This window comes from Streptomyces sp. NPDC029138 (assembly GCF_055564375.1).
Genome location: NZ_JBVHWM010000048.1, coordinates 21,242 through 35,122 on the forward strand (window position 1 = coordinate 21,242; position 13,881 = coordinate 35,122).

11 protein-coding genes are annotated in these 13,881 nt (G+C 70.1%); 5 read left to right on the top strand and 6 right to left on the bottom strand.

Annotated elements, in window-relative coordinates; translation table 11 throughout:
- Positions 1–50 precede the first annotated feature (50 nt).
- Positions 51–740 (top strand): helix-turn-helix domain-containing protein, encoded by a 690-nt coding sequence (locus tag ACZ4WH_RS29920; RefSeq protein ID WP_468186469.1) that lies wholly within the window; start codon positions 51–53, stop codon positions 738–740.
- A gap of 18 nt (positions 741–758) precedes the next feature.
- On the opposite strand, the gene ACZ4WH_RS29925 is transcribed toward ACZ4WH_RS29920, so the two are convergent.
- Positions 759–1,784, bottom strand: coding sequence for an ATP-dependent 6-phosphofructokinase (locus ACZ4WH_RS29925; protein WP_468186472.1), 1,026 nt, complete (start codon positions 1,782–1,784; stop codon positions 759–761).
- A gap of 193 nt (positions 1,785–1,977) precedes the next feature.
- On the opposite strand from ACZ4WH_RS29925, the gene pta reads away from it, so the two are divergent.
- The 3 genes from pta (at position 1,978) to pyk (ending at position 6,800) form a co-directional block, all read left to right on the top strand.
- Positions 1,978–4,080 (top strand): phosphate acetyltransferase, encoded by a 2,103-nt coding sequence (gene pta, locus ACZ4WH_RS29930; protein WP_468186475.1) that lies wholly within the window; start codon positions 1,978–1,980, stop codon positions 4,078–4,080.
- Positions 4,077–5,288, top strand: coding sequence for an acetate kinase (locus ACZ4WH_RS29935; protein ID WP_468186478.1), 1,212 nt, complete (start codon positions 4,077–4,079; stop codon positions 5,286–5,288). Before pta ends, ACZ4WH_RS29935 begins: the two co-directional genes overlap by 4 nt.
- 84 nt (positions 5,289–5,372) lie before the next feature.
- Positions 5,373–6,800: a pyruvate kinase gene (gene pyk, locus ACZ4WH_RS29940; protein WP_468186481.1), complete on the top strand. Its 1,428-nt coding sequence runs from the start codon at positions 5,373–5,375 to the stop codon at positions 6,798–6,800.
- A 97-nt stretch (positions 6,801–6,897) separates the two neighbouring features.
- On the opposite strand, the gene ACZ4WH_RS29945 is transcribed toward pyk, so the two are convergent.
- From ACZ4WH_RS29945 to ACZ4WH_RS29960, 4 genes are all read right to left on the bottom strand, one after another.
- On the bottom strand, positions 6,898–8,307 hold the full coding sequence (locus tag ACZ4WH_RS29945; RefSeq protein WP_468186484.1) for a hypothetical protein: 1,410 nt from the start codon (positions 8,305–8,307) through the stop codon (positions 6,898–6,900).
- Positions 8,297–8,854, bottom strand: coding sequence for a DUF6114 domain-containing protein (locus ACZ4WH_RS29950; RefSeq protein WP_468186487.1), 558 nt, complete (start codon positions 8,852–8,854; stop codon positions 8,297–8,299). Before ACZ4WH_RS29950 ends, ACZ4WH_RS29945 begins: the two co-directional genes overlap by 11 nt.
- Positions 8,855–8,971: 117 nt before the next feature.
- Positions 8,972–9,610 carry a DUF6230 family protein gene (locus ACZ4WH_RS29955; RefSeq protein ID WP_468186490.1) on the bottom strand — a complete coding sequence of 213 codons (639 nt, stop codon included), beginning with the start codon at positions 9,608–9,610 and terminating at the stop codon, positions 8,972–8,974.
- 624 nt (positions 9,611–10,234) lie between these two features.
- Complete coding sequence (locus ACZ4WH_RS29960; protein ID WP_468186493.1) at positions 10,235–11,206, bottom strand: tetratricopeptide repeat protein; 972 nt, start codon at positions 11,204–11,206, stop codon at positions 10,235–10,237.
- A gap of 209 nt (positions 11,207–11,415) precedes the next feature.
- Here ACZ4WH_RS29960 and ACZ4WH_RS29965 point away from each other — a divergent pair, with 209 nt between their 5' ends.
- Positions 11,416–12,033, top strand: coding sequence for a TetR/AcrR family transcriptional regulator (locus ACZ4WH_RS29965; protein ID WP_468186496.1), 618 nt, complete (start codon positions 11,416–11,418; stop codon positions 12,031–12,033).
- A gap of 98 nt (positions 12,034–12,131) precedes the next feature.
- Here the strand turns inward: ACZ4WH_RS29965 and ACZ4WH_RS29970 are convergent, their stop codons facing one another.
- Positions 12,132–13,832 (bottom strand): acyl-CoA mutase large subunit family protein, encoded by a 1,701-nt coding sequence (locus tag ACZ4WH_RS29970; RefSeq protein WP_468186499.1) that lies wholly within the window; start codon positions 13,830–13,832, stop codon positions 12,132–12,134.
- Between the last annotated feature and the right edge of the window lie 49 nt (positions 13,833–13,881).

The window sequence follows — 13,881 nt, forward strand, 5'->3', positions numbered from 1 at the left end:
GGCCGACCAGACCGTAGCCATCCCGTCACCGCACCCCTAGCTTGTGCGGGGTGCGCCAACCCTCAGCTCCTCCGTTCAACGCCCCGGCGGCCCGCCGGCTGCGCGCCGCGCTCGGCATGGGCCCCGAGCACGTCGCCTACGGCATGCGGGCCTCGTACGGGCTGCCGTATGTCACACCCGATCTGGTGATCGCCTGGGAACGCGGTGTCGTCACCCCGAGCAATCCGGAACTGACCGCTCTCGCGGGCGTGCTGTGGTGTTCCCCGGGCGAACTCCTCGGCCGCCCGCGAACCCTGCGCGAGCATCGCATCGCCCGTGCCGTCGCGCCCGAGGACGTCGCCCGCGCCGTCGGCATGGACGTGCGGTCGTATCTGCGCACGGAGGAGAGCGGGCAGTGGCGGGGCAACGAACGCCAGTCGGCCGCGCTCGCCCAGGTCCTTGATCTCGCCCTGCCCGACTTCGTCGCCGTCACCGGCCGCGAGGCGAAGCTCGCCGGCCTGCTGCACAGCGCGGTGACCACCCGCTGGCAGGCCTATGTGCGGCCGGTACGAAAACTGGCCACGGTGGACACGGGCGTCCTCGAAGGGGTGCTCCAGGAACTCCACCAGGACTACCAGGGGCACATGGCCGCCACCCTCAGCTGGGGTGGCGGCAGCAGGAGCGCCAGCGAGTCCGGCCAGGAGTTCCTGGACCGGATCGTGGACACCTTCTGGCAGGGCGTGGCGGCGAGGACCGCCTAGAAAGCCGCCTCGAACCGCCTAGAAGACCGACTCGGCCTCGTCCATCCGGTCCTTCGGCACCGTCTTCAGCTCGGTGACGGCCTCCGCGAGCGGCACCATCACGATGTCGGTGCCGCGCAGCGCGGTCATCCTGCCGAAGTCGCCCCGGTGGGCGGCCTCGACGGCCTGCCAGCCGAAGCGGGTGGCGAGGACACGGTCGTACGCGGTGGGAACGCCGCCGCGCTGGACGTGACCGAGGATGACCGGCTTGGCCTCCTTGCCCAGGCGCCGCTCCAGCTCGTACGCCAGCGCGGTGCCGATGCCCTGGAAGCGCTCGTGGCCGAACTGGTCGATCTCGCCCTTGCTGTAGTCCATGGTGCCCTCTGAGGGGTGGGCGCCCTCGGCGACGCAGATGACGGCGAACTTCTTGCCGCGGGCGAACCGCTCCTCGACCATCTTCACGAGGTCGGCGGGGTCGAAGGGCCGCTCGGGCAGGCAGATGCCGTGGGCGCCGGCGGCCATGCCGGACTCCAGGGCGATCCAGCCGGCGTGCCGGCCCATGACCTCGACCACCATCACCCGTTGGTGGGACTCGGCGGTGGTCTTCAGGCGGTCCATCGCCTCGGTGGCCACGCCGACGGCCGTGTCGAAGCCGAAGGTGCGGTCGGTCGAGGAGATGTCGTTGTCGATGGTCTTGGGCACGCCGACGACCGGGAGGCCGGCGTCGGACAGCATCCGGGCGGCCGTCAGGGTGCCCTCGCCGCCGATCGGGATCAGCGCGTCGATGCCGAACTCCTCGACCATGTCGGTGGCCCGCTCACAGGCCTCGCGCAGCCGGTCGCGCTCCAGCCGGGAGGAGCCGAGGATGGTGCCGCCACGGGCCAGGATGCCGCTGACCGCGTCCAGGTCGAGGGTGCGGTAGTGGCGGTCGAGCAGACCCCGGTAGCCGTCCTCGAAACCGATGACCTCGTCGCCGTACTGCGCCACCGCCCGGTGCACGACCGACCGGATCACGGCGTTCAGGCCGGGGCAGTCGCCGCCTGCGGTGAGAACTCCGATGCGCATCGTGCTGTGTCTCCTGCTCGCTGTCGTGTGCCGGTGAGCCGGTGTCGATTGTTTCACGTCCGTGGAGCCGGTGAGATCCTGACGGGCGCCTTATCCGGCGGCAGGGGTACTGTCAAGAGGGTTCTGCTCACCTCGGTGAGCGATTTTTATGCCAAAGAGGCGACGAAAGCGACATGAGGAACGGAGTGGACACGTGACGCGCAGCGTGTACGTGACCGGGATCGACCGCGGTGACGGACGCCAGGTCGTGGAGCTGGGGGTCATGGAACTCCTGACCCGGCAGGTCGACCGGGTGGGCGTGTTCCGTCCACTTGTCCACGACGGCCCGGATCGCCTGTTCGAGCTGCTGCGGGCCCGGTACCGCCTCGCGCAGGACCCGGCGACCGTGTACGGCATGGACTACCACCAGGCGTCCGCGCTCCAGGCCGAGCAGGGCACCGACGAGCTGGTCTCCGCCCTCGTCGACCGCTTCCACCTGGTGGCCCGGGACTACGACGTCGTCCTGGTCCTCGGCACCGATTACGCCGGCACCCAGCTGCCGGACGAGCTGTCGCTGAACGCCCGGCTCGCCAACGAGTTCGGCGCGTCCGTGATCCCGGTGGTCGGGGGCCGCAAGCAGTCCGCCGAGTCCGTGCTCGCCGAGACCCGCAACGCCTACCGCGCCTACGACGGCCTCGGCTGCGACGTGCTCGCCATGGTCGCCAACCGGGTGGCCCGCGAGGACCGCGACGAGATCGCCGAGCGGCTCGCGAACCGGTTGCCGGTGCCGACGTACGTGCTCCCCGACGAGCCCGCCCTGTCCGCGCCGACGGTCGCCCAGATCGGCCAGGCCCTCGGCGCCAAGGTGCTGCTCGGCGACGACTCCGGGCTGGCCCGGGACGCGCTGGGCTTCGTCTTCGGCGGCGCCATGCTGCCGAACTTCCTGGGCGCCCTGACCCCGGGCTGCCTGGTCGTCACCCCGGGCGACCGCGCCGACCTGGTCGTCGGCTCGCTCGCCGCGCACAGCGCCGGCACCCCGCCGATAGCCGGCGTGCTGCTCACCCTGAACGAGGTGCCGAGCGAGGAGATCCTCACCCTCGCCGCCCGCCTCGCCCCGGGCACCCCGGTGCTCTCGGTGTCCGGCAACAGCTTCCCCACCGCCGAGCAGCTGTTCTCCCTGGAGGGCAAGCTGAACGCGGCCACCCCGCGCAAGGCGGAGACCGCGCTCGGCCTGTTCGAGCGGTACGCCGACACCACCGACCTGGCCCGCCGGGTCTCGGCGCCGAGCAGCGACCGGGTCACCCCGATGATGTTCGAGCACAAGCTGCTGGAACAGGCCCGCTCCGACAAGCGGCGGGTCGTGCTGCCGGAGGGCACCGAGGAGCGGGTGCTGCACGCGGCCGAGGTGCTGCTGCGCCGGGGCGTGTGCGACCTGACCCTGCTCGGGCCGGTCGACCAGATCCGCAAGAAGGCCGCGGACCTGGGCATCGACCTCGGCGACACCCAGCTGATCGACCCGGCCACCTCCGAGCTGCGCGACTCCTTCGCCGAGAAGTACGCGGCCCTGCGCGCCCACAAGGGCGTCACGGTCGAGCTGGCCTACGACGTCGTGTCGGACGTCAACTACTTCGGCACCCTGATGGTCCAGGAGGGCCTGGCCGACGGCATGGTGTCGGGCTCGGTGCACTCCACGGCGGCCACCATCCGGCCCGCCTTCGAGATCATCAAGACCAAGCCGGACGCCTCGATCGTCTCGTCGGTGTTCTTCATGTGCCTGGCCGACAAGGTGCTGGTCTACGGCGACTGCGCGGTCAACCCGGACCCGGACGCCGAGCAGCTCGCGGACATCGCCATCCAGTCGGCGACGACGGCCGCGCGGTTCGGCGTGGAGCCGCGGATCGCGATGCTGTCGTACTCCACGGGTACGTCCGGGTCGGGCGCCGACGTCGACAAGGTCCGCGAGGCCACCGAGCTGACCCGCTCGCGCCGGTCCGATCTGAAGATCGAGGGCCCGATCCAGTACGACGCGGCCGTGGAGCCGTCCGTCGCCGCGACCAAGCTGCCCGGTTCCGAGGTCGCCGGGCAGGCCAGCGTGCTGATCTTCCCCGACCTCAACACCGGCAACAACACCTACAAGGCCGTGCAGCGCTCGGCCGGCGCGATCGCCGTCGGCCCGGTGCTCCAGGGGCTGCGCAAGCCGGTCAACGACCTGTCCCGGGGCGCGCTCGTCCAGGACATCGTCAACACCGTCGCCATCACGGCGATCCAGGCCCAGAGCCCGGCCCAGAACCCCAGTGAGAAGGCGTCCCAGCAGTGACCTCCCCCACCCGTGTCCTCGTCCTCAACTCCGGCTCCTCGTCGGTGAAGTACCAGCTGCTGGACATGCGGGACAGCGGCCGGCTCGCGGTGGGCCTGGTCGAGCGCATCGGCGAGCAGACCTCCCGGATCGAGCACACCTGCCTCACCAGTGGCGACACCCGTGAGCACACCGGGCCGATCGCCGACCACGACGCCGCCCTGAAGGCGGTCGCCGAGGAGCTGACCCGGGACGGCCTGGGCCTGGACTCCCCGGAGCTGGCCGCGATCGGCCACCGGGTGGTGCACGGCGGGATGTTCTTCACCGAGCCCACCGTCATCGACGACGAGGTGCTCACCGAGATCGAGCGGCTGATCCCGGTCGCCCCGCTGCACAACCCGGCCAACCTGACCGGCATCCGGACCGCGCAGGCGCTCCGCCCGGACCTGCCCCAGGTCGCCGTCTTCGACACCGCGTTCCACACGACGATGCCGGATTCCGCGGCGCGCTACGCGATCGACCCGAAGATCGCCGACCGCCACCGCATCCGCCGCTACGGCTTCCACGGCACCTCGCACGCGTACGTCTCCCGTCGGACCGCGCGGCTGCTGGGCAAGGACCCGTCCGAGGTCAACGTGATCGTGCTGCACCTGGGCAACGGCGCCTCCGCCTCGGCGGTCGAGAAGGGCCGGTGCGTGGACACCTCCATGGGGCTGACGCCTTTGGAGGGGCTCGTCATGGGTACGCGATCCGGTGATCTGGACCCGGCCGTCATCTTCCATTTGGCCCGGGTTGGGGATATGTCCATGGACGAGATCGACACTCTTCTCAACAAGAGGAGCGGTCTGTTCGGTCTGTGCGGGGACAACGACATGCGGGAGATCCGCCGCCGGATCGACGAGGGCGACGAAGAGGCGGCGCTCGCCTTCGACATTTACATTCACCGGATCAAGAAGTACATCGGCGCCTATTACGCCGTGCTCGGCACGGTGGACGCGGTGGCCTTCACCGCCGGGGTCGGCGAGAACGCGGCACCGGTGCGGGAGGCGGCGATCGCGGGCCTGGAGGGCCTGGGCCTGGCGGTCGACCCGGAGCGGAACGCCGTACGCGGTGACGGTCCGCGCCTGATTTCGCCGGAGTCCGCCCGGGTGGCGGTCGCGGTGGTGCCGACGGATGAAGAACTGGAGATCGCGACGCAGACCTACGCACTGGTCGGAAAGAACAACTGAATAGCACCTGAGCGGTGTGGCACTCATTTGTATCTTCCGCCAGACGGAATATTCCGTAGCGAAACAAACCGATAGGATCGCCCCATGCGCCGTTCGAAAATCGTCTGTACTCTCGGCCCCGCGGTCGACTCCCATGAGATGCTCGTCGCCATGATCGAGGCGGGCATGAACGTGGCCCGGTTCAACTTCAGCCACGGCACCCACGCCGAGCACCAGGCGCGGTACGACCGCGTCCGGGCCGCCTCCAAGGAGACCGGCCGCCCCATCGGCGTCCTCGCCGACCTCCAGGGCCCGAAGATCCGTCTGGAGACCTTCGCCGAGGGTCCGGTCGAGCTGGAGCGCGGTGACGAGTTCGTCATCACGACCGAGGACGTGCCGGGTGACAAGCACATCTGCGGTACGACGTACAAGGGGCTGCCGGGTGACGTCTCGCGCGGCGACCAGGTCCTGATCAACGACGGCAACGTCGAGCTGAAGGTCCTGGACGTCGAGGGTCCGCGGGTGAAGACGATCGTCATCGAGGGCGGTGTCGTCTCCGACCACAAGGGCATCAACCTGCCCGGCACGGCCGTCAACGTGCCCGCGCTGAGCGACAAGGACGTCGAGGACCTGCGCTTCGCCCTCCGCATGGGCTGCGACATGGTCGCGCTGTCCTTCGTCCGGGACGCCAAGGACATCCACGACGTCCACCGCGTCATGGACGAGGAGGGCCGCCGCGTCCCCGTCATCGCCAAGGTGGAGAAGCCGCAGGCGGTGGAGAACATGGAGGACGTCGTCGCGGCGTTCGACGCCGTGATGGTCGCCCGTGGTGACCTGGCCGTCGAGTACCCGCTCGAGAGGGTCCCCATGGTGCAGAAGCGCCTGATCGAGCTGTGCCGGCGCAACGCCAAGCCGGTGATCGTCGCGACCCAGATGATGGAGTCGATGATCACCAACTCGCGTCCGACCCGCGCCGAGGCCTCCGACGTGGCCAACGCGATCCTGGACGGCGCCGACGCGGTCATGCTGTCGGCCGAGTCCAGCGTGGGCGCCTACCCGGTCGAGACGGTCAAGACCATGTCGAAGATCGTCACCGCGGCCGAGCAGGAACTGCTCTCCAAGGGCCTCCAGCCGCTGGTGCCGGGCAAGAAACCGCGCACGCAGGGTGGTTCGGTGGCCCGCGCCGCCGCCGAGATCGCCGACTTCCTCGGCGGCAAGGGCCTGGTCGCCTTCACGCAGTCCGGTGACACCGCGCGCCGGCTCTCCCGCTACCGCGCGATCCAGCCGATCATCGCCTTCACCACGGACGAGGGCACCCGCAACCAGCTCACCCTCAGCTGGGGCGTGGAGTCGCACGTCGTGCCGTTCGTGAACACCACCGACGAGATGGTCGACCTGGTGGACCAGGAGATCGCCCGGCTCGGCCGCTTCGAGACGGGTGACACCCTCATCATCACCGCCGGCTCGCCCCCCGGGGTCCCCGGCACCACCAACATGCTCCGCGTCCACCACCTGGGCACCCAGAGCAACTGACGGACCCGGCACGGGTCTTGTACGGCACCGAGGGCGCCCCCTGTGACAGGGGGCGCCCTCGGTGTTGTGCGGCTCCCGAACTGGCTTGTACGACCGCTCAGTCGGTCGTGTACACGTGCATGCCGGGCACGTGCAGGTTGCCGCCGAACTGGGCCGCCTGGGTCACCTTGACGTTGGTGAAGTAGATCAGCGGGATGTTCAGCGGGGGCGGGCTGTCGGGACTGAACGTCACCGGGATCAGCCCGAACAGGTTGCCCGAGATGCTCTCGGTGTACATCACCGTGTCGCCGCCGGTGATGGTGGACGTCGAGCCCTTGGCCGCCTGGACGTGGTACGTCTTGTTCGCCTGCTTGTCCTTCACCGTCTGGTGCAGGTCGCCGATGTCCGTGCCGCCGGAGATGACGTACTTCAGCACCTTCTTCGTGGTGCCGTTCGCCGTCCTCACCTCGACGATGCCCTGGTAGTCGGCGCCCTTGAGGAGCAGGGAGCTGGCGTTCAGGTACCAGGGGTCGTCCGCCACCGGCACCTTGTTGTCGACGCCGCCCTCGTCGTCCGTGGCCACCGGGCAGTCGTCGGCGGAGGCGGACTCGCTCGCGGACGGGCTCGGCGTGGCCGACGCGGTCGCGTCCCCGGCCGTCTTGGTGGCGTCGTCGGCCGTCCTGGAGACGGTGCCGGTCGCGCCCTCGACGGTGTCCTTGACCGTGTCCGTGGCCTTCTTCGCCGTGTCCTTGACGGTGTCGGAGGCGCCGCCGCCGGAGTCCTTGCCGCCCGTGGACGACGGGTCCGTGGTGTCCGTGGTGCCCGAGGCGTCCGGGGCGGACGACTGGGACGCGGACGGCGTCGGGGTCTGCGACGACGTACCGGAGTCCTTGCCGCCGGTGAGGATGTCACCGAGCGTGTCGCCGATGGTGTCGAGGACGTTCCCGTCGCCCTGGGTCTGCGACGACGCCGACGGGGCCGTGTCAGCGCCGGAACCCGAGCCCGTGCCCGAACCCGAGCCGGAGGAACCGGAGTCCGAGGAACCGGAGCCCGAGCCCGAACCGGAGTCGGAGGACCCCGAGGTCGCGGTCGGCTCGGGCGTGTCCTTGTCGCCGGAACCTGAATCCGACGAAGAGGTGCCGCCCGACTCCTGCGTCTTCCCGCTCCCGGTGGTCTCCGACGGCGACGGCGAGGCCGACGTGCTCTGAGACGCGGACGGCGACGGCGAGGCCGAGGGGTCCTTGGAGTCGTCGTCCAGCGCCTTGACGCAGTCCTTGTACTCGTCGGCCGTCAGGCTCTTCGCCGACGTCGACGGGGACGGACCGCCGTTGTTGTCGGCGAGGGCGAGCGTGGAGGTGAAGCCCATGCCCATGAGCACGGCCGTGGGCATGGCCACCGAGGCTATCGCCTTGCCGGCCGGCATGTGGAACCTTGTGAACAGCGGCTTTCTGGGGGCCGCGTGGCGGGGCCCGGTTCTCGCGCGGGACCCGTCCACATCGGTCCCGCGGGTCACCTCGTCAGCCGGCACTGTGCCTCCCGTTCGCCCCGTTGGCCGGGTTCGTTCCTGACAGGTCGTTCGGCTTGTCCAGTCCGTACACGCGCTGCTCCGGCAGGGGTGCGGCGGCGGGGGAACCGCCCTGGTCCGGTGCCGCCCCGGCCGGCGGCTGCGGCTGCGCGGGCGCGCCCGGTGACCAGGCCACGGCCATCGCCCCGCCGGTCAGCGCGGACAGGAATCCGACGATGAAGCCGCCGACGTTGGACAGCGGAATGGACACCAGCGCCAGCAGGATCGCCGCGACGCCCCCGAACACCCGGATGTGCTGCTGGAACCAGAGGATGATCCCGAGGACGAAGAGCAGTCCACCGATGATCAGGGAACTGGAGCCGCCGGGGGTACCCATCGTCATCGTGAGGTGGCCCAGCTGGAGGTGGGCGTACGGGAAGTACAGGATGAGAAAGCCGCCGAGCATGACGAACAGACCGGCCCAGAACGGACGTGTGCCCCGCCAGGCGCGGAACTGCAGCCTCCGGCGGGTGAACTGGCCGGATGCGGCGGCAGGAGTCTCGGCGCTCATGGAAAACAGCTCCCTGGTGCGGCGTTGCTGTGGTGGTGATGTGTGCCGCGTGTGAGGACGCGGCCGGAGTGGGGACGGGCGGGGGCGCCACCGGCTCCCCCGCCCGTCAGCGAGTGCTTAGTAGCACTCCTTGACACCCGTCGACAGCGACATCTTCAGGCCGCTGAGCTTGAAGGTGCCGGCGGTGGTCGCCCACGCCGTCTGCTTCACGTTCTTCAGCGTGGCCTTGTCGGCCTGCTGCGCGAAGCCGAAGGGGTTGGCCTGCTCGCCGCCGCCCTTCATGCCCGGACCCTTGGAGGCGTCCTTGGCGGCCACGCCGATGTCGATGTTGTCGAACGTCGCGTCGGCGCTGAGGTCGGCAACGTCGATGTAGATGTTGTCGGCCTGGACCTTCGCGGCACCCTCGCCGCCGGCCCGCAGGATCAGGCTGACGTTGCCGAAGATCGGCACGTCCGGCGTGACCACGGACTGGCACAGGTTGGTGATCTCCGCGTGCTTGAACGCGGAGACGGCCACCGGGTGCGCCGTCTTCTTGCCGTCCATCGTGTAGCCGCTGTCGATCGCGCCGTACTGCGAGAAGCCCGTGCCGACGAGCTCGTCGGCGGACACCTTGAACGACTGACCGGACACGCTGAACGAGGCGGCGAGAGCGCCCTGCGCGAGGGCGACACCTATACACGCCGTGGCGGCCACGCTGGGCACCATGACCACAGCGAACCGCTTCCATCTGGTCCCGCCACGCACCTGGGACTCCATATTTCCTCCTTCTCGGACGTACATCTCCTGGCCCGGGCTCGCCCCGAATCAGCGGCTCAGCCGGGCAGGGATGGGAGAAGTGCTACGTCCTCGGGAAGGAGAGCGCCCGCGCTCGGCGGCGCGAACCGCGCCCGAATCACCGGCGATCACCCCCGAGCGACAACCACTGGTCGCGCCTGACACGCATCACGCACAACCCTGCTGGGCAGGCTTCGCCGGCCGGCGAAGACCCCCCTGCCCTAGACCCGGCGCCACTGCCGCCGGCTCTGCTCGGTGGGGACCCAGAGTCTCCCGGTGACCCGACCGGCTGCCGGGGTACGGGAATGGACCGAGCGTCGCCGATCGTGGTGCATTCTCGGCCCGGGCACAAGGGGGTTCGTTACTGGCTAGTAACGGCCGGATAACCGGAGGACGACCGACCGGTCTCGGAGTGCCACGCTCGGTGGCTTCGAAGGGCAGAGCAAAGCCGTTGATCCCTGGACGAACCCAGACAGATCAACGGCCTCGATTTACTCCGAGTAACAGTGACCGCGATTACCAAGATTTGGTAAAGCGCGGCCACCGTGACGCCTCGTCGGCAAACCTTTCACCCCGGCATCACAAGCCGTGGCGTTTAGCGACTGGTCAGAACAGGGCGCGCGCGAGCGCCCTGCGTGCGCCCACCACGCGCGGGTCCTCCTGGCCCACGACCTCGAACAGCTCCAGCAACCGGAGCCGTACCGCCTCCCGGTCGTCACCCACCGTGCGCTGCACGGTCTCGATGAGCCGCCCGAAGGCGTCCTCGACATGCCCGCCCACCAGGTCCAGGTCGGCGGCGGCGATCTGCGCCTGCGCGTCCTTCGGCTTCCCGGCGGCCTCCTGACGCACCCTCTGCGGGTCCATGCCCTGCACCCGCTGGAGCAACTCGGCCTGAGCCAGGCCCAGTTTGGCCTCCGGGTGGGCCGGGTCGTCGGCCAGCACGTTCTTGTACGCCTGGACGGCCCCGCCCAGGTCGCCGGCGTCCAGCGCCAGCGCGGCGGCGTTCAGCATGGCGTCGTACGGCCCCTCCGGCGCCGCGGCCTGCGGGGCACCGCCCGGCTCCGCGTCCGGGTCGACGGTCAGACCGGTCAGCCCGAAGCGCTGCTCGGCGACCGCCACCAACTGGTCCAGGGTCTCCCGGATCTGCTGCTCGCCGGCCACCCCCTGGAAGAGCGGCAGCGCCTGGCCCGCCACGACGGCGAACACGGCCGGGATGCCCTGGATCCCGAACTGCTGCATCAACATCTGGTTGGCGTCGACATCGATCTTGGCGAGGAGGAAGCGCCCGTTGTACTCGACGGCCAGCCGCTCCAGGACCGGGCTCAGCTGCTTGCAGGGCTGACACCACTCGGCCCAGAAGTCGATGACGACCGGGACTTCGGCGGAGCGTTGCAGGACGTCCCGCTCGAACCCCGCCTCATCGACGTCGATGACGAGATCGGCCGGGGAGACGGCCCCCGTGCCGCCGTGCCGGGCGGCTTCGGCGCGCGCCTGCTCCGCCTTGGCCTTGGCCTCCTGGGCCGCCTTCACCGCGGCGAGGTCGACGACACCGCTCATGGACATGTTCCGTGGCTGCATGCGTCTATCCTCCCCCGATCCCGCGTCTGATGGAAAAAAGCGATGCGCGGCGCCGGGTCCCCACCCCACGCCTGGTGGTCGTCGCTCGCGTACGTCCCTCACGAGCTTTCGCTACGACTCGTAGCGTAATGCCATGAGGGCACCGCGCGACACCAGGCCCCGGTGATCTCTCTCACGACCGCACAGATCCCGCCGGTTATGGTCAGGGGATGCAGAGCCGCACTCCCGCCAGCCGTACCGGGCGCCCGCGCAGCGCCGCCGCGGACGCCGCGATCCTGGCCGCGACCCGGGAGGCTCTGGTCGAACTCGGCTGGTCGAAACTCACCCTGGGAGACGTCGCCACGCGGGCCGGGGTTGCGAAGACGACGCTCTACCGCCGCTGGGCCGGCAAGAACGAGCTGGTCGTGGACGCCGTGGCGGAACTCTTCGACGAGCTGGAACTGCCCGACCGCGGCAGCCTCGCCGCCGACATCGAGGGCGTCGTCCTCCAGTTCGCGGCCATCCTGGCCCGCCCGGAGGCGAAGAGCGGCCTGATGGCGGTGGTCGCCGAGGCCACCCGTGACGACGCCCTGCGCGAACGCATCCGCGCCTCCATCGTGGACCGCCAGATGGGCCTGGTCCTGGAGGGCCGCGCCCGGGCCCAGCGACGCGGCGAACTCCCCCCGGAACCGGACCCCGGCGAGGCCGCCCGCACGGTCGACCTCATCTTCGACGTGGTCGCGGGCGCGGTGGTCCACCGCACGCTGGTCAGCGGCAAACCGGCGGACGAGAACTGGGTCCGCAGCTTCACACGGTTGCTGCTGCTGGGCCTGACGAGCGCGTCCTAGCCGCGGGCAGTCGTGCCGCTGGGGCGGCACGGGTGGGCGCGGCGGCACCCCGCACGCGCGGGCGAGCGCACCCATCCGGCCGACGACGACACCGGCACCTAGAAGCCGGCCGGCTCCGTGTACACCCCCCACTCGTCCCGCAGCACCCCACAGATCTCTCCCAGCGTCGCCTCGGCCCGCACGGCCTCCAGCATCGGCTCGATCATGTTGGCCCCGGACCGGGCAGCGGCGAGCATCCCGTCCAGCGCGCCCCGTACGGCCGCCTCGTCCCGCGCGGCCTTCCGCTCGGCGAGCACCCGCACCTGCTCCCGCTCCACCTCGTGGCTGACCCGCAGAATCTCCAGGTCCCCGGTGACGGACCCGGTGTGGACGTTGACGCCGACGACATTCTTGTCCCCCTTCTCCAGCGCCTGCTGATACCGGAACGCGGACTCCGCGATCTCCCCGGTGAACCACCCGTCCTCGATCCCGCGCAGAATCCCGGACGTGATGGGCCCGATCGGGTGCCGCCCGTCCGGGTGAGCCCGCAGCCCCCGCTCCTTGATCTGCTCGAAGATCTTCTCCGCGTCCGCCTCGATCCGGTCCGTCAGCTGCTCGACGTACCAGGACCCGCCGAGCGGATCGGCCACGTTGGCGACGCCGGTCTCCTCCATCAGCACCTGCTGCGTGCGCAGCGCGATCTCCGCGGCCTGCTCGGAGGGCAGGGCGAGGGTCTCGTCGAGCGCGTTGGTGTGCAGCGAGTTGGTCCCGCCGAGCACGGCCGCCAGCGCCTCCACCGCCGTACGCACCACGTTGTTGTACGGCTGCTGCGCGGTCAGCGAGACACCGGCGGTCTGCGTGTGGAACCGCAGCCACTGCGCCTTCTCGGACTTGGCGCCGTACACGTCCCGCATCCACCGCGCCCAGATCCGGCGCGCCGCCCGGAACTTCGCGATCTCCTCGAAGAAGTCGACGTGCGCGTCGAAGAAGAAGGACAGGCCGGGCGCGAAGACGTCGACGTCGAGACCGCGGCTGAGCCCCAGCTCGACGTACCCGAACCCGTCCGCCAGCGTGTACGCCAGCTCCTGCGCGGCCGTGGACCCGGCCTCCCGGATGTGGTAGCCGGAGACGGACAGCGGCTTGTACGCCGGGATGCCCGCCGCGCAGTACTCCATCAGGTCGCCGATCAGCCGCAGATGCGGCTCGGGCTGGAAGAGCCACTCCTTCTGCGCGATGTACTCCTTGAAGATGTCGGTCTGGAGGGTCCCGTTGAGCACCCCCGGATCGACGCCCTGCCGCTCGGCGGCGACCAGGTACATGCAGAAGACGGGTACGGCGGGCCCGCTGATGGTCATGGAGGTCGTCACATCCCCCAGCGGGATGTCCTTGAACAGCACCTCCATGTCGGCGGCCGAGTCGATGGCGACCCCGCAGTGCCCGACCTCGCCGAGCGAACGGGGATCGTCGGAGTCCCGCCCCATGAGCGTCGGCATGTCGAAGGCGACGGACAGACCCCCGCCACCGGCGGCGAGGATCATCTTGTACCGCTCGTTGGTCTGCTCGGCGTTGCCGAACCCGGCGAACTGCCGGATCGTCCAGGTGCGGCCGCGGTAGCCGGTCGGGTGGAGTCCGCGCGTGAACGGGTACTCCCCGGGCCAGCCGATCCGCTCGAATCCCTCGTACGTGTCGCCCGGCCGGGGCCCGTACACCGGCTCCACGGGGTCGCCGGAGAGCGTGGTGAAGTCCGCGTCGCGCTTGCGCGCGGCGTCATAGCGGGCCTGCCAGCGTCGGCGGCCTTCCTCGATGGCGTGAGCGTCCATACCCTCGAATTTACTTGGACGTCCTAGTAAATGTCGATGGCAGACCGCC